The organism is Nonlabens arenilitoris, from assembly GCF_002954765.1.
Lineage (GTDB): Bacteria > Bacteroidota > Bacteroidia > Flavobacteriales > Flavobacteriaceae > Nonlabens > Nonlabens arenilitoris.
The window spans coordinates 2,918,574-2,940,765 of record NZ_MTPW01000001.1; the positions used below are offsets into that span (position 1 = coordinate 2,918,574).

The 22,192-nt window shown below is 33.8% G+C and carries 29 protein-coding genes; 6 read left to right on the forward strand and 23 right to left on the reverse strand.

The annotated features are described in order from the left end of the window. Positions 1-86: 86 nt before the first annotated feature. Genes fmt through BST92_RS12945 form a run of 3 tightly spaced genes read right to left on the reverse strand, consistent with a single transcriptional unit; the run spans position 87 to position 3,455 of the window. Entirely contained in the window at positions 87-1,046 is a 960-nt protein-coding gene (fmt, locus tag BST92_RS12935) for a methionyl-tRNA formyltransferase (RefSeq protein ID WP_105071828.1), read from the reverse strand. Beyond that, on the reverse strand, positions 1,039-2,925 hold the full coding sequence (locus tag BST92_RS12940) for a RecQ family ATP-dependent DNA helicase (protein WP_105071829.1): 1,887 nt from the start codon (positions 2,923-2,925) through the stop codon (positions 1,039-1,041). The genes fmt and BST92_RS12940 overlap by 8 nt, the downstream gene beginning before the upstream one ends. Beyond that, positions 2,922-3,455, reverse strand: coding sequence for an AAA family ATPase (locus BST92_RS12945; RefSeq protein ID WP_105071830.1), 534 nt, complete (start codon positions 3,453-3,455; stop codon positions 2,922-2,924). The genes BST92_RS12940 and BST92_RS12945 overlap by 4 nt, the downstream gene beginning before the upstream one ends. A 74-nt stretch (positions 3,456-3,529) precedes the next feature. Between BST92_RS12945 and BST92_RS12950 the strand changes: the two genes are divergently transcribed. The 4 genes from BST92_RS12950 to BST92_RS12965 all read left to right on the forward strand — a co-directional run bounded on the left by BST92_RS12950 (position 3,530) and on the right by BST92_RS12965 (position 6,742). Beyond that, the gene (locus BST92_RS12950; protein WP_211292500.1) at positions 3,530-3,817 is read left to right on the forward strand and encodes a DUF493 family protein; all 288 of its coding nucleotides are present in this window, start codon (positions 3,530-3,532) and stop codon (positions 3,815-3,817) included. Between the two features lie 68 nt (positions 3,818-3,885). Then, positions 3,886-4,551, forward strand: coding sequence for a DUF4290 domain-containing protein (locus BST92_RS12955; RefSeq protein ID WP_105071832.1), 666 nt, complete (start codon positions 3,886-3,888; stop codon positions 4,549-4,551). Between the two features lie 143 nt (positions 4,552-4,694). After that, a complete protein-coding gene (murA, locus tag BST92_RS12960) occupies positions 4,695-6,005 on the forward strand; it encodes a UDP-N-acetylglucosamine 1-carboxyvinyltransferase (RefSeq protein ID WP_006795269.1) in 1,311 nt (436 codons plus the stop codon). Between the two features lie 128 nt (positions 6,006-6,133). Then, entirely contained in the window at positions 6,134-6,742 is a 609-nt protein-coding gene (locus tag BST92_RS12965) for a hypothetical protein (protein ID WP_105071833.1), read from the forward strand. On the opposite strand, the gene BST92_RS12970 is transcribed toward BST92_RS12965, so the two are convergent. Then, positions 6,722-7,321: a pseudouridine synthase gene (locus BST92_RS12970; protein ID WP_105071834.1), complete on the reverse strand. Its 600-nt coding sequence runs from the start codon at positions 7,319-7,321 to the stop codon at positions 6,722-6,724. The two genes, BST92_RS12965 and BST92_RS12970, sit on opposite strands and share 21 nt — an antisense overlap. An 82-nt stretch (positions 7,322-7,403) precedes the next feature. Between BST92_RS12970 and BST92_RS12975 the strand changes: the two genes are divergently transcribed. Then, positions 7,404-8,618, forward strand: a complete 1,215-nt coding sequence (locus BST92_RS12975) for a peroxiredoxin family protein (protein ID WP_170061758.1) — start codon at positions 7,404-7,406, stop codon at positions 8,616-8,618. 168 nt (positions 8,619-8,786) lie between these two features. Next, positions 8,787-9,662, forward strand: coding sequence for a hypothetical protein (locus tag BST92_RS12980; RefSeq protein WP_146105162.1), 876 nt, complete (start codon positions 8,787-8,789; stop codon positions 9,660-9,662). A 285-nt stretch (positions 9,663-9,947) separates the two neighbouring features. On the opposite strand, the gene BST92_RS12985 is transcribed toward BST92_RS12980, so the two are convergent. From BST92_RS12985 to BST92_RS13070, 19 genes are all read right to left on the reverse strand, one after another. Further along, on the reverse strand, positions 9,948-10,577 hold the full coding sequence (locus BST92_RS12985; RefSeq protein ID WP_105071837.1) for a carbonic anhydrase: 630 nt from the start codon (positions 10,575-10,577) through the stop codon (positions 9,948-9,950). Positions 10,578-10,747: 170 nt separating this feature from the next. Beyond that, positions 10,748-11,581, reverse strand: coding sequence for an alpha/beta fold hydrolase (locus tag BST92_RS12990; RefSeq protein WP_105071838.1), 834 nt, complete (start codon positions 11,579-11,581; stop codon positions 10,748-10,750). 60 nt (positions 11,582-11,641) lie between these two features. Continuing rightward, complete coding sequence (locus tag BST92_RS12995) at positions 11,642-11,935, reverse strand: hypothetical protein (protein WP_146105163.1); 294 nt, start codon at positions 11,933-11,935, stop codon at positions 11,642-11,644. Positions 11,936-12,130: 195 nt separating this feature from the next. Then, a complete protein-coding gene (locus BST92_RS13000) occupies positions 12,131-12,565 on the reverse strand; it encodes a hypothetical protein (protein ID WP_105071840.1) in 435 nt (144 codons plus the stop codon). 2 nt (positions 12,566-12,567) lie between these two features. Next, complete coding sequence (locus BST92_RS13005; protein ID WP_105071841.1) at positions 12,568-13,185, reverse strand: L-threonylcarbamoyladenylate synthase; 618 nt, start codon at positions 13,183-13,185, stop codon at positions 12,568-12,570. A 6-nt stretch (positions 13,186-13,191) separates the two neighbouring features. After that, positions 13,192-13,530: a hypothetical protein gene (locus BST92_RS13010; RefSeq protein WP_146105164.1), complete on the reverse strand. Its 339-nt coding sequence runs from the start codon at positions 13,528-13,530 to the stop codon at positions 13,192-13,194. 12 nt (positions 13,531-13,542) lie between these two features. Then, a complete protein-coding gene (locus BST92_RS13015) occupies positions 13,543-13,752 on the reverse strand; it encodes a hypervirulence associated TUDOR domain-containing protein (protein WP_105071843.1) in 210 nt (69 codons plus the stop codon). An 88-nt stretch (positions 13,753-13,840) separates the two neighbouring features. Beyond that, positions 13,841-15,217, reverse strand: a complete 1,377-nt coding sequence (locus tag BST92_RS13020) for an aldehyde dehydrogenase (RefSeq protein WP_105072285.1) — start codon at positions 15,215-15,217, stop codon at positions 13,841-13,843. Positions 15,218-15,225: 8 nt separating this feature from the next. Continuing rightward, the gene (locus BST92_RS13025; protein ID WP_105071844.1) at positions 15,226-16,140 is read right to left on the reverse strand and encodes an ABC transporter substrate-binding protein; all 915 of its coding nucleotides are present in this window, start codon (positions 16,138-16,140) and stop codon (positions 15,226-15,228) included. Between the two features lie 83 nt (positions 16,141-16,223). Continuing rightward, positions 16,224-16,925 carry an RluA family pseudouridine synthase gene (locus BST92_RS13030; RefSeq protein ID WP_211292501.1) on the reverse strand — a complete coding sequence of 234 codons (702 nt, stop codon included), beginning with the start codon at positions 16,923-16,925 and terminating at the stop codon, positions 16,224-16,226. A gap of 44 nt (positions 16,926-16,969) precedes the next feature. After that, positions 16,970-17,326: a hypothetical protein gene (locus tag BST92_RS13035; protein WP_105071846.1), complete on the reverse strand. Its 357-nt coding sequence runs from the start codon at positions 17,324-17,326 to the stop codon at positions 16,970-16,972. Positions 17,327-17,337: 11 nt separating this feature from the next. Continuing rightward, the gene (locus BST92_RS13040) at positions 17,338-17,703 is read right to left on the reverse strand and encodes a DUF2200 domain-containing protein (protein ID WP_105071847.1); all 366 of its coding nucleotides are present in this window, start codon (positions 17,701-17,703) and stop codon (positions 17,338-17,340) included. Positions 17,704-17,780: 77 nt separating this feature from the next. Further along, on the reverse strand, positions 17,781-18,239 hold the full coding sequence (locus BST92_RS13045) for a hypothetical protein (protein ID WP_105071848.1): 459 nt from the start codon (positions 18,237-18,239) through the stop codon (positions 17,781-17,783). Positions 18,240-18,303: 64 nt separating this feature from the next. Then, positions 18,304-18,525 (reverse strand): hypothetical protein, encoded by a 222-nt coding sequence (locus BST92_RS13050; protein WP_211292502.1) that lies wholly within the window; start codon positions 18,523-18,525, stop codon positions 18,304-18,306. Further along, on the reverse strand, positions 18,518-18,670 hold the full coding sequence (locus tag BST92_RS15175; protein ID WP_211292503.1) for a hypothetical protein: 153 nt from the start codon (positions 18,668-18,670) through the stop codon (positions 18,518-18,520). The genes BST92_RS13050 and BST92_RS15175 overlap by 8 nt, the downstream gene beginning before the upstream one ends. Before the next feature lie 69 nt (positions 18,671-18,739). Further along, entirely contained in the window at positions 18,740-19,204 is a 465-nt protein-coding gene (locus tag BST92_RS13055) for a hypothetical protein (protein WP_105071849.1), read from the reverse strand. Between the two features lie 9 nt (positions 19,205-19,213). After that, positions 19,214-20,029 (reverse strand): ABC transporter ATP-binding protein, encoded by an 816-nt coding sequence (locus BST92_RS13060; RefSeq protein WP_105071850.1) that lies wholly within the window; start codon positions 20,027-20,029, stop codon positions 19,214-19,216. After that, the gene (locus BST92_RS13065) at positions 20,029-21,030 is read right to left on the reverse strand and encodes an iron ABC transporter permease (protein ID WP_105071851.1); all 1,002 of its coding nucleotides are present in this window, start codon (positions 21,028-21,030) and stop codon (positions 20,029-20,031) included. The genes BST92_RS13060 and BST92_RS13065 overlap by 1 nt, the downstream gene beginning before the upstream one ends. Further along, positions 21,027-22,184, reverse strand: coding sequence for an ABC transporter substrate-binding protein (locus BST92_RS13070; RefSeq protein ID WP_105071852.1), 1,158 nt, complete (start codon positions 22,182-22,184; stop codon positions 21,027-21,029). The genes BST92_RS13065 and BST92_RS13070 overlap by 4 nt, the downstream gene beginning before the upstream one ends. Positions 22,185-22,192: the final 8 nt, after the last annotated feature.

The following is a 22,192-nucleotide window of genomic DNA, read 5'->3' on the forward strand; positions in this document are numbered from 1 at the left end:
TACCACACAAGGATTAGAGCGATAAATGATAAAATTTGTTTATAAAAGTGGACGATTGTTAATAAGTTAAGACGTTTTAGCTAAATTTATAGCAATCCGTTGTGGAATCTAGCGTCAGCGCTGAACTTATATCCATTCAATAGACTTTTTACATCCATTCTTTTTTTATTAGGTAATTGCATTTCATCTATGATTAAAAAACCATCGGTACATGCCACCTTAAATACATCATCTTCAATGACTATACTGCCAGGTTTCATTTTATGATTTTTTAATTCTACTGTCGTTTTATAAATCTTTATAGTTTCATTTTTATCTTGAATTAAAACTGCCTTTGCAACGGGAAATGGATATAATCCTCTAACCATAGCATCAACAGCTTTAGTCGTTTTATTCCAGTCTATCGTTGTATTTGTCGCATTAAGTTTAGGAGCCTCTTTAAGCTTATCGCTCATAGGTTGTATTTGTGTTGTAATCTGTCCTGTAGCTATATTATTAACTGTTTGTAGTGATAAGGTACTTCCCATATCCATAAGCTTTTTATATAGAGTCCCTACGGTCTCATTTTCTTCTATATCACAACTTTGTTGATCGATAATGGCACCAGTATCTATTTTCTCATCAATAAAAAATGTAGTGACTCCAGATTGTGACTCCTGATTAATAATCGCCCAATTAATAGGAGCAGCACCTCTATATTCAGGTAAAAGGCTAGCATGTAGATTAAAAGTTCCTAGAGCGGGCATGCTCCATACAACCTTAGGCAACATTCTAAAAGCAACAATAACCTGTAAATCTGCTTTATAACTTCTTAATTCTTCAATAAACTCAGGTGATTTTAAATTATTAGGTTGTAAAACAGGTATGTCATTTTGTATAGCAAATTGCTTAACGTGACTTTCATTTAATTTTCTACCGCGTCCAGCTGGTTTATCTACAGCAGTGACCACGGCAACAATTTGATGATGGGAATTATATAGCGTTTCTAATACGCCTGTTGCAAATTCAGGCGTGCCAAAAAACACTATTTTAAAAGTTTTATCCATTCCAGTGGTATTTTTGGTTTTTTTGAAGAGAAACCTTTCCCAGTTCTAATAACAAGCGTAGGGCTTCTACAATACTATTTTTATCTGTTTGAGGCAGCAAAGATGCGATATCGGAGCTGTTTAAATCCTTTTTTATAAGAACTTCTTTTATTTTATCTTTTAAACTAACCTTAGGTGTTTCTTTTTTACATACAGAACAATTGCCACATGGTTGAGTTTCCTCACCAAAGTATCTTAAAATAAGAACGTTAATACATTTTAAGTTTTGAGATATTAAATAGAACATTTGTTCTAATTTTTTCTTTTTAACCTCATTTTGTTGAGCAAGTTCTTTAGAAAATCTATTGATGGTGCGATCATCATCACGCGGTTCTAAGAAGGTAATTTGTGTGTCTGCATCAATAATGTTTGCTTCTATCAATTCTTGTGCTTCTAGTTTTTGAAGTGTTTCAATTACTTTTTGTTCATTTGTATTACTGCGTAAAGCGATGATAGAAGTATTAATTTCTAGATTTTGATAAGTACTACTTCCATAGGTGCGCAGTATGGCTTGAACTATGGCATTCATATCTTTATGATTTCCTAGAAAATCTATGATGTTTTTTCCGCTTTCGCGAAAGCGTATATTAGACCTTCTATGATAGCTTTGTGAAAGACTAATTACACTAAAACGATCGAGCGTTAATAATGCATTATAGCACATCATTCCATTAATGGAGTAGGTGCGAGCAAAATCTGAAAAGCTTAATTGATGAGTTGTATTTTCTCCTTCATGCATCGCGATGCGCAGGTAATTGTTGAGTTTGCGATAAACAAACTTGATATTATCTACAGTAGGTAAAGATTTGATGAATTGATTTTGCGCATGATTGATATCGTTGATATTGTAAAAAAATTGAGCAATACTATCTTTGCCATCTCGTCCTGCACGTCCTGTTTCTTGGTAATAACTTTCTATACTATCAGGTAGTTGTAGGTGTGTAACGGTGCGCACATCTGGCTTATCGATTCCCATTCCAAAGGCGTTAGTGGCAACAATAACTTGGGTTTGATTTTTCATCCATCGTCGCGCTGTGTCTACCTTAATTTTATTAGGTAAACCACCATGAAAAAATCCAGATGATATTCCATTAGTAGTTAGTAACCTAGAATACTCAATAGCATTTTTTCTACTACGTACGTAAGTTACAGAACTGCCGGTATGCTGTTTATAAAAATTTATAAAGGAGTTGTTCTTATCAGTAGTATTAGTGATTTGATAAGATATATTGGGTCTCAAATAGCTGTTTCTGTAAACCTGTACATCCTGTAACTCTAGCGTTTTGATAATATCTTCTTGAACAGTTTTAGTAGCTGTTGCAGTTACAGCAATTATTGGAGCCTCTTTATGCAGTGACCGTATGATGTTTATATCTCTATATGCTGGTCTAAAATCATGTCCCCATTGACTAACACAATGGGCCTCATCAACAGCGATAAGAGAAATACGCATTTTTGAAATACGTTCTTGAACGAGGTTTTGCTGTAATCTTTCTGGACTTAAATATAAAAATTGATACTGGCCATAAATACAATTGTCTAATATGTCATCTAATTCTTTGTAACTGATTCCACCAGTAATACCTGTAGCTTTAATTCCTTTTTTCTTTAAGGCATTAACTTGGTCTTTTATCAATGCTACTAGTGGCGATATCACGATGCAAATACCAGGGCGCACTAATCCGGGAATTTGATAACATAAAGATTTTCCACCACCTGTAGGTAAAAGAGCCATCACGTCATGACCATCAATAACGGCATTTATAATCGCCTCTTGCTGTGGTCTATAATCATCAAAGCCAAAAGTACTTTTTAATATGTTTTTTGCTTCCTTATTCAAGAGGTGAGATGATCTTGTATAAATTGAAAACGTTCTTCTATGCTGCCTTGCGGCACATCGATAGGTTGATAATTAAAATTCTTATAATAATTAACTAATATATCGCTGATTTGTTGGGCCTGTTCAAAAGTTTCATAGCGTTCATTATCAGATTGATATATCTCCTTCCATGGAGGTAAATGAAACACTACATCATACTTGTATTTTTTACATGCAGCTATATAATTTTGTGGTATAGGGTCACCAGTAAATACATGATAAGCAGGTACATCTGGTATACCACGATCATAGTAATTTACACCAAAAGCGGCATTTTTAAACTGGTTTATTCTTCCCTCTAACAGGCTATTACTAAAAGCTAATGGATCAGTTAAAAACAACTGTTCAATACCTTTTTCTTGAGCTTCTAGAGTTACTTGCCTCGAGATTTCGTGATGTACGATGAGACCTCTTGATTCTATAAAATTCACTAGTGTGGTTTTACCAGATCCTGGTCCACCTATTAATAATATTCTTTTACAATCTGTCATAACAAGTACAAAATAACTAAATTCAATTTTAGTGCAGCGTTATATGATGACTTATATTTGTACATATTTAAATTATGGACGCAAATAATTCTGACGCATTTTACAAAAAGCTGAAAGATCAACTAGCTGATACTAGTGTCTGGCCAGCAAAATATATGTATAAATTTATAGTTCCTTCTTTACCTGAAAAGGTGGATAAGATTTCTAAAATTTTTGATGGACTAGGAGCCATTATAGAAAATAAGGTTTCTAGTAAAGGTACATACACTAGTATTTCTATAAGAGTAACGATGTCTTCTCCTGAGGCCGTTATTGATAAATACAAAGAGGTAGGAGAAATAGAAGGTGTTATTTCTTTATAATTTTTATAGAACATTATTGCTGTAAATTGTTTATTTTGCAGCTCTTCACAAGTAATTAAAAAATCATTTTGGTACCATCATTAGAATATAATACAGAGCGTAATCATCTCAACATACCTGAATATGGAAGACATATTCAAAAATTAGTCGAGCATTGTAAAACTCTAGAAACTAAGGAAGAACGCAACCGCATGGCTACAGCAATTGTAGGCGTTATGGGTAACCTCAATCCTCATTTACGCGACGTGGCAGATTTCCAGCACAAGCTTTGGGATCAACTTTTTGTTATTGCAGATTTTGACCTAGATGCAGATTCTCCATATCCTTTGCCAGATCCAGAGCAACTTGCTGCTTCACCAGAGCGTATGCCTTATCCTCAAAAACGACCAAAGTATCGTTTTTATGGGAATAATATTCAGAACATGATCGATGTGGCATTAAGCTGGGAGAAAGGTGAAAAGCGTGAAGCTCTTACGTTTATTATTGCAAATCATATGAAAAAATCATTCCTTAACTGGAATAAGGATTCTGTAGATGATAATGTGATTTTTAAACATCTTTTTGAGATGAGTAATGGACAGATTAATCTGGCTGCAAAAGAGGAAGATCTTCTGGATTCAAAATCATTAATCCACAAAACCGTAGGTCGTAGAGATCATAGTACAAATCCACCTCGACGTAATAATAAACGTAATTATAAATCTAACAATCGCAATCATAAACGGTCTAGATAAATAATATAAGATTAACTAAAAAAGCAGCCTCAAGGCTGCTTTTTTAGTTAATAGTATTGTTAATTAAAACTGAATACTTATAGCTAGAAAGCTTTTCAGGCCGCTACTATACCCTTATTTTTAAATATTAATAAGATACAACAATGGGAACATTCATTATAGAAGGTGGACACCAGTTAAAAGGTGATATTCAACCACAAGGAGCAAAAAACGAGGCGTTACAAATCCTATGCGCTGTTTTACTAACAGATGAACCAGTGCGCATCAATAACGTTCCAGATATTATAGACGTTAATAAGCTTATTGCCCTTCTTAATAATCTAGGTGTAAAGGTTACTAAAAATGGACCTGAATCATATACCTTTCAAGCAGATCAAGTAGATCTAGATTTCTTACAATCAGAAGAGTATAAAGTGCAAGGTCGCGGCTTAAGAGGTTCAATTATGTTAGTAGGACCTTTATTAGCACGTTTTGGTAAAGGTTATATTCCACGTCCAGGTGGTGATAAAATAGGTCGTAGAAGATTAGACACGCACTTTGAAGGTTTTATAAAACTAGGAGCAAAATTTAGATACAATAAAGAAGAATATTTCTATGGAGTAGAGGCAGATGAGTTACATGGAACATATATGTTGCTAGATGAAGCTTCTGTAACTGGAACTGCTAACATCGTTATGGCAGCTGTAATGGCTACTGGAGAAACGACCATTTACAACGCAGCTTGTGAACCATATTTACAGCAACTTTGTAAGATGTTAGTACGCATGGGTGCAGATATTAAAGGTATAGGATCTAACATGCTCACCATCAATGGTGTTAAAAAATTAGGAGGTACTACACACACCATACTTCCAGATATGATAGAGATAGGTAGCTGGATAGGTCTAGCTGCTATGACTAAAAGTGAAGTCACCATTAAAAATGTGGCTTATGATGAACTAGGAATCATTCCAGACACGTTCAGAAAATTAGGTATTACCATAGAACGTAAAGGCGATGACATTTTCATTCCTGCGCATACAGATGGTTATGAAATTCAAAATTATATTGATGGTTCTATTCTTACCATATCTGATGCGCCATGGCCTGGATTTACGCCAGATCTTTTGAGTATTATTTTAGTTGTGGCAACACAGGCTAGAGGTAGTGTATTGATTCACCAAAAAATGTTTGAAAGTCGCTTATTCTTTGTCGATAAATTGATTGACATGGGTGCAAAAATCATTCTTTGTGATCCACATAGAGCTAGTGTTATAGGACATGATTTTCAGTCTAGTTTAAAAGCGACTACCATGACTTCTCCAGACATACGTGCAGGTATCTCATTACTGATTGCTGCTTTGAGTGCAAAAGGTACTAGCACCATACATAACATTGAACAAATTGATCGCGGATATCAAAATATTGATACCCGATTGAAAAAAATAGGTGCTAAGATTGAACGTTTAGCATAACTTTATTTTCTATATAATGGGTTTAATTACGCTTTCGCGAAAGCGTGATTAAACCTTTTTATATTACTTAAGTCATAATTATGTCTAAAATTCAACGTTTTAGGCAAGACTTTTGCTAGCTTTAAATCATGAACAAGTTTTTTATATTTCTTATCGTACTTACTAGTGCATTTACAACTGCGCAAGAAATCCCTACTACCACACCTCGTACCATAGAACCAGTACCTTCTGGAACTAATACTAGTGGTTCTATGTTATTTCCTAATAGTACAGAAGAGAAGCAGTATGTAAGACCTAGTGAAACGCCTACCATAGATCTTACCCAAAAGACAGATTTACTGGATCCAGGTGTACGCTTTCAAGGACAAAAATTTAAAAGCGATGCGCCACCAGTTAATTTTATCAATGATACTTATCTAGGTGAAATCAGAACTGGTAAACAAATCTTAAAGATGACTCTTTGGGATCCTAGGTTAGAAGATGGCGATCGTGTGCGTATATGGCTCAATGATGAAATCCTGATTACAGACATGACGCTCTTAAATGCCGCTCAGGGTTTTCCTATTACCTTAAAAGATGGATTTAATAAAATAGAAATTGAAGCTCTTAATCAAGGTTACTCTGCACCCAACACTTCTGGAATAGTTATTAGAGACGATGAAGGCGATGTAATGGAACAAAAAATATGTATGATAAATGCAGGAGTAAAATCACTATTAATTGTCATAAAGAAGTAGCGGTCTAATCTCTTGATCAGATAGTTCAATCACCTGTTGATTCTTTAATGAGAGTATATTATAAGGTCCGATTCTTACTCGAGCAAGTCTTAAGGTAGGAAACCCTACAACACCAGTCATTTTGCGCACTTGTCTAAATTTGCCTTCACTCAAGGTCAAATTTACCCATGATGTTGGACCATGGCGTTCATCTCTTATTTTTTGATTCGAATCTGGTAAATCTGGTGTCTGATGTTGTTTCTGGACCTGACAAGGCTTTGTATCATACGCTGATCCATTGATACTAATGGTTACGCCATTTTGCAACTGTGTGATAGCCTGTTCAGTTATTAAACCATCAACTAGTGCAGCATATTCTTTATCTACTTTACCAGATTTATTGATATGATGACTTAACTGACCATCTGTTGTAATTAATAATAAACCTTCAGATTGTTCATCTAGTCTACCTACAGCCATTGCATCCTCAGGAAAATCATAAAGCTCACCTAAAAACCTTTTGTTTTTTTGGTGTCTATCATTAGTCATAAACTGACTTAGCATGCGATAAGGTTTATAAATCAAAAAATGTCTATGCATCTTGCAAAAATGCAGAATTATAAAGTAATGTTAGAATTTATATAGATGAAGTTTCTGTGATAATTAAGAGGTAACATTGCACATGAAAAATTTATATCTATTACTTTATATTTTAGTAGCTGGTTGTCAATCTAACGTTCCCAAAGAATTAAAATCGGGCTCGTGGCGATTGACACTAGATCTAGGTAATGATAAAGAATTACCTGTATTAACAGAGGTTACAGAAGAATCACATATCATTCTTATCAATGATAAAGAACGTATCATGGTTGATGACGTTATTATGAAGGATGATTCTATAACTTTTCAACCACCTATTTTTGAAGGAATATTTAAAGGCGTTTTTGTAGATGAAACCACTATTAAAGGAGATTTTATAAAACCTAGTCTAGATAGAGTAGTGCCATTTACTATGCAATATGGTGATCAACAAAGATTTCAAGTAGGAACAAAAGAGCCTACTACCAATATTACCGGTAAATGGGAAACCGTATTTAGTCCCGATAATGATGAGGATCGATACATTGCATTGGGAATTTTTAATCAGCATGGCCAGCATGTGACAGGAACTTTTAGAACCACGACAGGCGATTATCGTTATCTAGATGGAGTGATAGAAGGTGATCAATTAAAGCTCTCTACTTTTGATGGTGCACATGCTTTCTTATTTGAAGCAACGGTAACAGACTCAACTTTGACTGGTGTTTTTTACAGTGGTAATCACTGGCAAGAGCCCTTTACAGCACGACTTAATAATTCTTATGAACTACCTGACGCTAAGGAATTGACCTTTTTAAAAGAAGGATATGACCAGTTAGACTTCAACTTTAAGGATTCTAATGGTGATACCATTTCATTAAGTGATCCACAATACAAAAACAAAGTAGTACTTGTACAATTATTAGGATCTTGGTGCCCAAATTGTATGGAAGAAACTCAATTCTATGTAGATTATTTAAAAACTAATCCTGAAACCGATATACAGATTATCGGTCTAGCTTTTGAATATGCTCGTACAGAAGAAAAGGCATTTGAGTCTATAGAGCGTATGAAAAAGCAATTAGAAATTCCTTATCCTGTTTTGCTAGCCCAATACGGTAATGTAGATAAGAAAGTAGCGCAAGAGAAATTACCGATGCTTAATCATTTATTATCTTACCCTACGACTATTTACATCGATAAAAAAGGGAAAGTAAGACGTATCCATACTGGTTTTAATGGTAAAGCAACTGGTGATTCTCATTTGAAATTCAAAGATGATTTTTACCTTTATTTAAACTCGTTGTCTGCTGAGTAAGATGCCATCTCGATCTTAAGTATTTAAGTTGTCTTCAGGTGTCTTTTATGTAAGCTTCAACCTCAGGATTATTAAATCGTTTTTTTTCATTTACATTTCTTTTACTCAAATTTATATTCATTTTCGCAAGAATATTCGTGTATAGTGAAATTGTGTTATCTTTAATTTGTGAAAATCGCAAATATTATGCAAGTTCAAGAGATGATTATAGAACGCTTCCGCGAAAGCGTACCCAAGACCAAGTCTGTTATTCAACACCTAGCAGATGTATTAGAAATAAGCTATGATGCTGCTTATCGTCGTATTCAAGGAAAAGCTAAATTAGAAATAGAAGAATCTATGAAGCTGGCAAAAGCTGGTCAATTTTCTCTAGATCACATTATGACTGCTCAACAAGATTTAACGGCCTTAGGAACTGCTACTGATACTATTAACTCCATAAATAGCCTTGAAAAATATTTTAAGGACATGGAAACTAATTTAAAAGCAGCTGGTAAAGATGATGTTGAGTGGATTTATAGTGCAAAGGATATACCTGTATTTCATCACTTCAATGATTCCATGTTGGGAAGGTTTAAAATTTACGTCTGGCTTCACTTACTGGATGATACCATGGAAGGTAAGCGCTTTGCAGATTTTCACTTACCGCTATCTATTAAAGAACAAATTAAAATAAATAAATCCTTATTTGAACAGTTTAAAAGAGTTGAAATATGGAATGATACCACAATATCTAGTAGTTTGCAGCAAATTCATTTTTATCACGAGGCTGGTTACATAGATCATGATACCGCTAAAGTTCTATGTGATGATTTAAGAGAATTACTTAAAAACGCCGCGGCAGACTTATTACAGGAATCTTACAATATTTATTATCACGAACTTTTATTAATGAGTAATAATGCCGTAGTGCGTAAAAAAGGTATTCCTGTTGCAGGATTTGTTACAATGACCATGCTGGGCTATATAAGATTTAGTGGCAGTAATATTCTCAATAGAATGAATGATTTTTTAATCACCAGATACGACAATCTACTTCAATAAAAGATAGCTCTTTAAAAGAGCGTTCTATTTTCTTTAATAAAATGGAGCAAAAAATAAACGCTCTAGAAAAATCTCTAGAGCGTTTTCATTTATAAGCTATTTTTAAATTGGATTTTTTAAAAATATTTTACTTCATTAAGGGCAATCTATATTAGTAGCTAGAACAACTTACCCTTAAATTTAATAGTTTTAAGGCTAATATACTTATAGTGTATCTATTCCTTATTTCAATATATTCTTAAAGATTACAACTGTACTTTTAAAGCTATCATTAGTATTTTTAATCTAATCTAGGTGATAGATTTCCATGATATCTTCCAGAATTTTAGCAAAGTCAATCTTCAGGTCGATAAGTTCTCCTGTAGCAAGGTCAAAAACCCAACCATGTACCGTGATACCACGGCGCTTAAATGCTATTTGAACATCACTGGTTTTAAGTACATTAATACATTGTTCTTGTACATTTAATTCTATAAGACGTCTGTATCGTAAATCTTCATCTGTGATGGCATTCAACTCATCTTTGTGCATTCTATACACATCACGTATATTTCTTAAATAAGGATTAAGAATACCTAGATCTTGTGACTGCATTGCAGCTTTAACACCACCACAGCCATAATGACCACAAACAACGACGTGATCAACTTTTAAATGTTCAACCGCATAGTTGATTACACCCATAGCGGTAAGATCTAGATTAGAAGCCATGTTTGCGATGTTTCTGTGTACAAAAACGTCACCTGGACCTAGTCCCATTATTTCCTCTGCGGTAGCACGACTATCTGAACAACCTATGTATAATATTTCAGGATCCTGACCAGAGGCTAGTTTATCAAAATAAGTGCTATCTGTTGCCAGTTTAGACTTGATCCATTCTTTATTATTGTCAAAAATTTGATTTATATTTTTCATACCTGTTTTTTTCTAGCATGAAAAATAAAGAATTACTTCGACATTACTACTATTAAATGAATCGGTCGTGATGATTTCTAAGAAATATTAGAAAAAATGTCTAGTTATCAAAAAAGGACTGCGTATGGTAAAACATACGCAATCCTTTTAATAATTAAGGCAATACCTATTTATTTTATAAAATCTAATAGAATTTTATTGACTTCTTCTTTGTGCGTCACATATAGTCCGTGTGGAGCGTCTTTTATGATTTCTAACTGAGAATTCTCTACTATTGAATGGCCTTGTTTTGAACTAGGCTCTATAGGAACAATGTTGTCTGCGTCACCATGAATGAATAGAGTAGGGATATCAATTTTTTTGAGTGCCTCTCTTAAGTCTGTGCGACCAAAAGCATTTATACAATCTAAAGTACCCTTAGGACTTGCATCTATTGCTATTTGAAAATTATAATCTAATTGCGCTTGAGATATGCGATCCTTGTTATCTTCATAATTAACAAACCCAGGTCCAAAATCTTTTAAGAATCCAGCGCGATCTTTTTTAATACCATTCTCCATACCTTCAAATACATCATTAGGCGCACCATTAGGATTATCTTCTGTTTGTAGTAAATAAGGTGCAATAGAACTCATGAAAACAAGTTTATCAATTTTACTAGTTCCAAATGTTCCTACATACCGCGCTAGCTCGCCACCACCCATGGAAAATCCAACTAAAATTACATCTTCAATTTCTAGTTGCTCAATGAGATCATTTAAATCCTCAGCCATAGTATGGTATTCATAACCATTCCAAGGTCGTGATGATTTACCAAAACCTCGTCGATCATATGTAATGACACGATATCCATTTTCAATCAACACGGGCGTTTGATATTCCCACATAGCACCACTTAATGGCCATCCATGTATAAGGATTATAGGTTGTCCTTCTCCTTGGTCTTCAAAATATATACTCACGTCTGCATCATGCTGTGCAGTTGTTTTTTCTAAATAAGGCATATTGTTATTTTTAATTAAAGATAAAAAACTAGATAAAAGTAGAATCTAATTTAATGTGAATTATGACTTTATTAATACCTGTTTCAATTTAGATATCAGATTAATAAGAATATACAATAGACCAGTCAACAGAATGATAGGAGCTTGAATTATGAGTAAAAATCTAAATCGATTTCCATAATCAATAGCGTCAGGATTATAGGTGTTTATATCAAATGGTTGCCCAGTAACTATATCCATTTGCAATAAGATATTCATGATTAGAAATAAGGTTACAAAACTAATATTAAGGATCAACAGCCAAGTGACTTTTCCACGCTTACCGTATGAATTTAATAAAGTAAACAATCCCATAGTAATTAGGTAGATATTGATTACAGTTATATATTGATACTGTGCAAAACATAATAAGTGTCTCCTAGACTTATGTTTAACGAATCTTATCCATGATTTAAAATAAGGTAACATATACTTATAGAGGTAAAAAATATAAATATAAAAGATATTCTATACTCGGTATTTTTTAGAATGTCTCTATTCAACACACGATTATTTTGAGATAGTTTGATCCTTGCCTACTTTAAAAAGCTTAGCAACTAAATAGATAATATTGAGAATAATAAGCGCAATGAGAGCATAAGCAATATACCAGCTATAAATAGTATAATCATCAAATCCCATATCATAAGGATTTACAAAGTAAGTAAGGTATAAGATGGCGCTACAAATAATAACTGCAGATGCCAGAATCAACCAGCATAGGTTTGCGATAAATGAATTGTTTTTATCAGACCACAACAATAACATAAAACCAGGAATAGAAACAAAAGCCGCATAAATAAATAAAGCCTCGCGATGCGCTTCCTTAAAATAAGTGTCTTTTTCTATATACTCCATGGTATCAATAGGGTTGTAGACGGCAGCAATAATAAGAACGACTGTAATCCCAAATAGTAAATAAGAAACTAGTCGTTCTACTCGCATGTCTATAACTCTACACTTCCTTTTCCTTCTCTAATCAATACAGGTTCATCACCTGTTAAATCGATCACTGTTGAGGCAACGTTATCACCATAACCACCGTCGATTACATAATCAACTAATTTATCCCATTTCTCAACAATAAGACTAGGATCTGTGGTATATTCAATGACTTCATCCTCATCTTTAATAGATGTAGATATAATAGGATTACCTAATGCTTGTACTAAACCTATCGCTATCGAGTTATCGGGCACTCTTATACCAACAGTTTTCTTTTTCTTAAATACAGATGGTAGGTTGTTATTTCCCGGTAATATAAAAGTATAAGGACCTGGTAAATTACGTTTTAATATTTTAAAAGTAGCGGTGTCAATCTGACTCACGTATTCACTTAAATCGCTTAAACTTTCACAAATGAAAGAGAAATTTGCCTTTTCAAGTTTAACGCCACGTATTTTGGCCACTTTTTCTAATGCGCCTTTGTGATTAATATCACATCCCAGACCATAAACGGTATCTGTAGGATAAATTACAAGCGCGCCATCTTTCATAGCTTTTGCGATACGTTGTAATTCTTTAGGACTAGGATTATCCTCATATATACGTACTAACTGCGCCATGATATGTTATGATTTATAAAACCAACTATGAATAGGAATACAAAGTAAACCTACAGCGATAATAAAGAATATCACTTTCAACCAGAAAATTACTTTACCGTTATCGAGATCATCTTTAATCTCATATCTATGTTTACCATTACGATCTATTTTGATCATGACTGATCTTTTAGTTTTGTCAGTATCTTCATCATACAGTCGATAAACTAAAAATGTACCTAACGCTATAACACTACTAATTACTAGTAAGGTCATCCAGTCTGTAGATGACATTAATAGTACTTGTAAATCTGTAGATGTTGTGCTGTAAAACATGATATAGTAATTCCTTATAAAGTTAATCATAAAACTTTATAATTAGGCCTTTTTAACCTCACTTTCTAATTTTAAAACCATATCACCATCATCTTGTTTAATGTATAGCGCTTTATTACCACTTTCTCCGTGTCTGGTAACTTCGTTACCATCTATGGTTTTAGTAATTGAATCTGTATAAGTTTTTTCTACTGTTCCTTTTGCTGTTCCGTTTCCCCATTTCCATGAGACATTACTACCTTCTCTAATCATTTTTTTCTTTTAAAGATAATGGTCATATCGCTTTCGCGAAAGCGTAATAACAACATCTTAAGGATACATTATGAGAATTTTGTGAGAACTAGAGCCATCGCAATGCTTTTTTAACCATGTTTAATTTGCCATCATAAGGTGCATATTTTACAGGTATATCGATCCAAGTTCCACGATGAACAACACTTTTTAAATGAGAAAAGGTTTCAAAAGTTTTTTTACCATGATAGTTGCCTATACCGCTATTACCAACACCACCAAATGGTAAACGATCATTCACAAATTGAACAATACTATCATTAATAACACCACCACCATAGGAGAATCGATTAATAAACCATTGCTCAAAATTTGAATGACTACAAAATAGGTAAGCGCCTAATGACTTCTCATAAGAACTGATCCAATCGATAAGGTCGTTTTTAGATTTATAAGATATAATAGGTAGTAAAGGACCAAATATCTCTTGCTGCATCACCGTGCTTTCCCTAGATGGTTCATCTAATAAAGTAGGAGCGATATATAAATTATTGACATCATGTTTACCGCCAGTGAGGATTTCCTGACCTTGTAACATTTCTACCAATTTATTAAAATGCTGTTCTCTTATGATTCTAGGGAAATCTGGACTCTCTTTTGGGTTTTTACCAAAGAAATTGATGATTTCGGCTTTTACATGTTCAATGAACTTTAGTTTTATACTTTCATGAACTAAAATATAATCTGGAGCTATACAGGTCTGGCCAGCATTGAGAAATTTTCCCCAGACTATTCTACGAGCAGCCACCTTAAGTTGTGCACTTTCATGTATCACACATGGGTTTTTACCACCTAGCTCAAGTGTTACCGGAGTTAAATTCTTTGCAGCAGCCTGGTAAATGGCCTTTCCTACTGAAGGACTACCAGTAAAAAATATATAATCCCATTTGAGACTGGTCAACTCTTTAGCAACTGCAGCATCGCCTTGTATGACTTTTACATGTTGTGGTATAAAAGCTTCATCGATAATATCTTGTAACAGTTGCGATGTAGCGGTAGAAAATTCACTAGGTTTAAGGATTACGGTATTACCAGCAGCGACAGCACCTATTAAAGGAGCTAGTGCCAATTGAAAAGGATAATTCCATGGTGATATGATTAAAGTATTCCCATAAGGTTCGGGATATTGCCGCGCTTTTGAAGGAAAGTTAAGTAATGATGGTCGTATTTTTCTAGGGCTTGACCATTTTTTAGTATTCTTGATGTACTTATCTAATTCACTTGTAATAACTTGATATTCTGTTATAAATGTCTCAAATTCACTTTTACCTAAATCACTTGCTAGCACGTCATAAATCTCTTGTTCCTTGAGCTTGATTACCGATTTTAGTTTTTGTAATGCAGTTATGCGATACATAACGTCTTTAGTTTGCTGAGAATTAAAAAAATCTTGTTGCGCTTTATGGTCATGGAGAATTTGGTTCATATCAGTCATTAGTGGTGTGTTAGTAATGAATTTGTAAATAGTGAATCTGCCTTAAGATTATGGTTTTCTAACTGATGCTCTTGCAACCATTTTAAAAATTCATTTACTCTAGAAGGTTCCATAATGCCCCAACTTTTTTTATCACCTATAGCTTCACACGTAATTTTAATACACTTCATTAAATCGATAGATTTATCTGCTTCTGGTAAGTGTGGTTTTAAAATTTGTGCGGCTTGATCTGGATTTTCTTGAGCATATATAAAACCTAATTTAGTAGCATTAAGAAAATTTGAATATATGGATTCTTGTTCTTTTATTGTATTACTATCAACTACGATAACAGGTGAGTAAGAATATGGGATTTGATAATCTTTTAATTTAAATGTAGTTAGATCCAGACCTTGTTGTTGCGCTATAACGCCTTCCCAATTCATAAAGATCCACGTTGCGTCTACTTGATTATTTTTAATTGTATTCCATATACCTAACTTAGCTGGATATTGAACTTCTATAGTGCCAGATCCACCATCATTAATTATCATTTGTTTTATGATAGCATCTTCATATCGTGCCTTATAGCTGGCATAAGATTTACCATCAAGATGTTTAGGTGATTTAATACCGCTACTAGATTTACATACTATGGCACTTAGGTCTTCTTTAAAAAGAGTTGCTATCGCTTGAAGCGAGTAAGGAATTGCTTTAGTCTGATAGCTCATGACACTTTCTAGAGGACACAATGCAAAATTGACTAATCCTAGTTCTACCTTTTTTGCTGGTGTGGTTTTATAATGGTCTTCGCCAGCATGTATTATTTGTAAATCAATACCGGTATTTTTATAAAACCCCATTTGTTGTGCGACATAAAAGCCTATATGATTTGCATTAGGCGTCCAATCTAAAGCAATTTTAAGTGATTTCATTTTGTTCAATTTGATCACTAAAATAAGACCATAGCTTTTGATCTCTAGCCAATTTTATGTTAGAACTAATAGATTACTATATCCTATTTAGAAACAGCTTTCCATATAGCGTCACCGTCAGGCACAGGCGCAATTATCTTTACTGGTTCTTTCTTAACAGGATGAATAAATTCTAACTGGCGTGCGTGTAAATGGATGCTGCCATCTTTATTACTGCGTCTTGCACCATATTTTAAATCACCTTTAATCACGCAGCCTATTTTACTCAATTGTGCTCTGATCTGGTGATGTCTACCAGTTTCTAGAGCTATTTCTAATAAGGTATATCGATCCAGCTTTTGAACAACTTTATAAGATAGAATGGCTTCTTTTGAATTAGGTACGGCATGATCGTGAGCATAACTTTTATTCTGCTTTGTATTGCGTACTAAGTGATGTATCAATCGATCTTGATTTTTGGGCGTTGTACCTTCCACAACAGCCCAATAGGTCTTGCGCGTCTCGTGATTTGCAAATAACTTGTTCATGCGTGGTAATGCCTTTGAGGTTCTAGCAAAAACCACCACGCCACTAGTAGGACGATCCAGTCTGTGTGTAACACCTAGAAAGACGGCACCTGGTTTATCATATTTTACAGCAATGTATTCTTTAATTATATCAGGTAAAATAACATCACCTGTTTTATCGCCTTGTACCAGATCACCAGATTGCTTATTTACGGCGATAAGGTGATTATCTTCAAAAAGAATACGATTGTTAATAGACATGAAGTATTTAATTTTCATTACAAATTTAATGCTTAAAATAGGTAACGACTCATGGAATATCGTTAATCTGGCTTAATGGGTAAATAGGTTTTTCTTAACCATCCAGCCACTAAAGTTCCCATAATAATTAACATGGTTAGATAAAAGCCTTTCCCTTTATGAATATGTATTACTACAATAGTTGTCATATAAAGGCTTAAAATGAGTGTTCCATAAAGTATGGTCCTATGATATATAAATAGCCCGATAGCTATTAGTAAAACTAAACCAGTTGTGATAAGTAGAGTAGGGCTCGTGCCTATTTTATCCAGTTGATCGTGCTTTATTATTTTTTCAAATGCATTTTGCACAAAGAAGATAATAACGGGAATGCTAGGTAACCATAGCAATATGGTTTTCACGATATTTTTATAGCGCATGGATAGTATTATTAACGCATAATTTTTTCCATTTTGCGTCCTTTAGCAAGTTCATCTACTAGTTTATCTAAATATCTACATTGTCTATAGATTAGAAAATCATCTTCTATGTCTTCAATACGGTATCCACAAATAACGCCTTTAATTAAATGAGCGTTAGGATGCATATTTGCTTCATTATAAAAGGTTTCAAATGTTGCTTTTTCATCAATTAAAGTTTGTACACGATTTGCATCATAACCGGTGAGCCATTCTATTACCTGATCTAATTCTTCCTTAGTTCTACCATTCTTTTCTATTCTACTCAAGTAATGAGGATAAACCGACCCAAAAATCATTTGGGCTACTTTTTCATTTTTTTCGGCGGTTACTTTCATGGTTGTGCTTTTTTTTGATTTATATATAAGTCTCAGGAAATAAACTTTTAAATAGTCCTATAATTTAATTTCAAAATCTATTCGGTACCAAATACTTTTCCATTTAATGTATGCGTGCAGCAATTGCAGTATGGTATCATATCCTTAGCTTTTAATTCTGGATTAGTTAACTGCAATTTATTCTCTACATCAACATACAATCCAGAGAAAAAAGAGGATTCTCCAGTTCTTACATATTCTTCTTTTTCATTTTCATCTAGTGCCACAATCCAAAATATGGGGTCTGTCTTATCAAGTCTTGAACTAGCCTCACTAAATATATCATCCCAATTCTTTCCAACCTTAGATAGTAGAAATCTGAATAAAGGAGTGTAATCAAGTCCTCTTTCTTTTTTACCATGCATAGAGCCTTTGGTATGTTCTACAGTTTCTCGCTTTTTATTTCTAGAATATTTAAAATCACTTCCAAAATTGTGAATAACACCTCTTGCACGTGTGTTTACCTTTCGATACAATGGTTTTTTGTCTCTATTCATGAATCTAATTTAATGAAATTTTAAATTGAAAGGATTGTAGTTCAATCAAAAACTGTTATTGCGACTACTTTTTCATATTAGAATTTACTAATCCGAGTCCTTTCCAGAATTCATCTGGATAGCTTAATTCTTTAGGTTTACCTATCCATCCATTGGTTAAGTCTAGTTGATAACCACTATCTAGCTTTTTATATTTTACCGAAGTGAATATTATTTTATCCCAATCACCTATATATTTTAAACTATCTAATGATTGTGGATAACTGCCTTCTCTTATATTATGCAATTCTTTCTATAAGAGAAATTGCTGTTTTAAAATGCTGATCACCAAACTGTTGATTTGCTTTTTCTTTAAAGTTATTAGGGTTGCAACTAGTGATCACTAGAAGCATTGAAAATGTAAAGATGAATCTGAATAATTTATAAATCATTCTTAATTTGTTTATCGTTCCGTAAAACTATAGAATAATAATAAAAGCGTTATTAAGCTCTATGTTATGCTAACTCCTTTTAAAAACAACTTCAGCTTGATTGATTTGTAATGTAGGATTATTTGTAGCTATTAAAATTCCTTTAAATGTGTATGTGGCATCATCATCTATTGTTAATGAAGTATTTTTTCCTAGAAAACTCCAGTCGGTTTTACCGTTGATACTCTTTTGAATTTCACCTATGGTAATGTATTTATCTGTTGGATCGATATCTATGGTGGCGATCCTTTTACTATTCTTAAACATTGTTAGTTTAAAGGTTAAAGTAACCTCACCAGTATACTTCATATCCATTTCGGACCATAAACCAATTTCATCACCCTTTTTAAGGTCGACTGTAAATTCTTTTAATATTTTGTTATCGTTACCAGTACTTACTTCATTGATGGATAGTCTGCCTATTTCTTCACCGGTAATGCTGTCACAGCCTATTAAGGTAATCGTAAGTATTATTAAGACAATTAGTTTTTTCATATACTGGGATTAATAAAGTGGTTGTAAAGGATTAAAAAATTTAAAATTATGGGTTTTAGATTTATCATCGTTTATTTTCAATCCCAACAATCCATCTTTGAAATTTAGTAATGGTGATGGAAACATTTTCGCGAGCATACCTGTTCCTATGAATTCTGCTTTACTTTGATGAGTAAGTTTTAAATCATGTATGGCGAGTACTTCGTCTGCTAATGCTAGAGCAATACTTAACTCGTGACTAGAGAATATGATACACTTTTGATGTTGATGGCAATAATCTCTAAGTTTCAGTAAGATTTCTGCTTTATGATGTACATCGAGATGACTAGTAGGTTCATCCATGACTATATAAGGCGTGTCTTGAACTAATGCTCTAGCGATAAGTACACGTTGTAATTGTCCATCACTTAATGTTGATAACCTACGAGATCTCAATTTTAGGATTTCAAAGTCAGTCATGATCTCTTCCACAAAATCAATATCTGATGGTGTAAGCTTTCCTAAAAAATTAGTGTAAGGTGCACGACTTAAATATAAGATTTCTTCAACTGTTAAAAACTGACTAAACTCTCGATTTGTTAGGACTACTGATATAGTTTTTGATTTATATAAATCACTTATATTATTTGTGTTATAATCGTTTATGTAAATATTACCTTTAATAATGTGTTGGTTGTTAGAGATTGCACGCAGCAAGGTTGATTTACCAGTTCCATTAGCACCTATAAGTGTGATAAATTTACCTTTTGCGCAAGCGATATTATTATCATTTTGTGCAATAACACAATGACCATATCCTATCTGTAAGTGCTCTAAACGGATCATTAAAAATGTAAATTACGTTTTCTTAAGATAAGCCAAATTACTAATGGTGCGCCCAACAATGAGGTCACTGCATTAATAGGTAAAGAGTAATTTGAAAAAGGTAATTGTGATATAATATCACATGCTAATAGGAGTGAAGCACCTAGTAAAACAGCGGTAGGAATTAATATTTTATGATTAACCGTAGGTAATAACAATCGTGCTAGATGAGGTACCGCAAGTCCTATAAATGCTATAGGTCCTGCAAATGCGGTTATGCTACCAGCCAATAAACTAGTAATGATTATAATGATCCATCTAGTAGACTTGATATTGATTCCTAAACTGCGAGCATAGGTCTCACCTAACAACATCGCATTGAGTGGTTTTAATATGACAATTACTAGTAAGCTAGAAATCAATAAAATAATCGTTAAAATTAAAATATCGCTCCATTCAAGATTACCTAAACTACCCAAAGACCAAAATACATAACGTTTCAATTGCTCGCTAGAACTGAAATATGATAAAATGCCAACTACAGCACTACTTAAGCTACCTACCATTAACCCAACGATAAGTAATCCCATAGTATCTTTAATGCGCAAGGACATGAGAATAATAAGCATCATTACCAATATACTACCTATAACACTAGCCGTTACAAGTCCTAACCCAGAGACTGCACTAATTCCTAAAATAGCACTTCCCATAACAACTATAGCGACACCTAATCCTGCACCAGATGATATACCTAATACAAATGGTCCTGCTAGTGGATTTCTAAATAGTGTTTGCATCAATAATCCAGCAATCGCAAGTCCAGCACCAGTTAAAAGAGCCATAACCGCACGCGGCAAACGCAGTTGAGTAATAATATAATTCTCTGATGCGCTATTATTTGCACCTATTAATACGCCCCAAATCTTATGCGGTTTTATTAAAACCGTACCTAGACAGATGTCTGCTATGAACAGCGCAATAACAGCTATGATTAATAAAAGAAGGACTTTGTTTTTCAATCGTTCAGGGGCTTAAAAAAGTAGAGTTGATGTTGCGGTAAACTATTAGGGTGCAATATTTTAACTAGATCTTTTAAAACTAAATCTGGTCTCATAGAAGCCTCTTCATAATAAGTAACGCCACCACGTGCACCTACATTAAGTGCAAAGGTATAGGCCTGTCTATTTTTAAAGGCATCAAACTGGCTGTAAGCGCTATTATCTTCCTCCATTGCTCTATAGCTGGTATACTGCCCAGGCGCTATCCATATATCAGCATTTTGCCCATCTGTAAGGACACGTTCTACATGATATGATAAAGAACCTGTACCTGTGGTATTTGCATAGATATAATCACCATTTGCATCTGCAATAATTTTACCTTGCCACGAGTTTCCATAAGGTAGATACCAATTCTCTTTCCATGTAGCACCAGCTATTACGCTAGGAGATTCTAAGGATTGAGCAAGTTTTTTGGTCTCAAGATATTCTTTCTCAATTTCTTTAAAAATACGATCAGCTTCTTTTTCTTTCCCATATAAAACACCGAATAGTTTGATCCACTCTGCCTTACCTAATGGATGCATCTCTATCCAGTCACCATTGTATATAACAGGTATGCCAGCTTTTTGTATAGATTCATAAATAGGGTTATCGCCATCGATACCATATCCCATTACTAGATCTGGTTGCATGGTCACCACTTTTTCAATACTTATGGTCTGGTTTTGTCCCAGTTCTTCAACGAGTCCATTATCGATAAGCGCTCTTACGCTAGTATCACTAATATAATCGGTACCAGGAAATCCTATAATTGTAGATTGTTCATTAAGTAAAACTACAGGTGGGATATGAGTAGTAGAACTCAATATCACTTTTTGCAATGGTATTTTAATGATTTGAGGTGCATCATTTTCTGGCACACGATGCACTGTTGATGTATCTTTTTCTAGTTTAAAAGAATACTCTAGATCTGCTTCTGGCCATGGATCTTTTATGGTGATGTAATATCCTGTGTCTGTGGAATTAATACTAAAGCCAGTGGCGTACTTTATCTCTACATCTGAATATTTAAGTTTAGATGTTTTAACATTTTCTATCGTTGTTGAGGTTTCATTGTTTTTACACGACGTAATCAACAATATGGAAAATAAGAGAAAATATAAGTTCTTCATAGCATGCC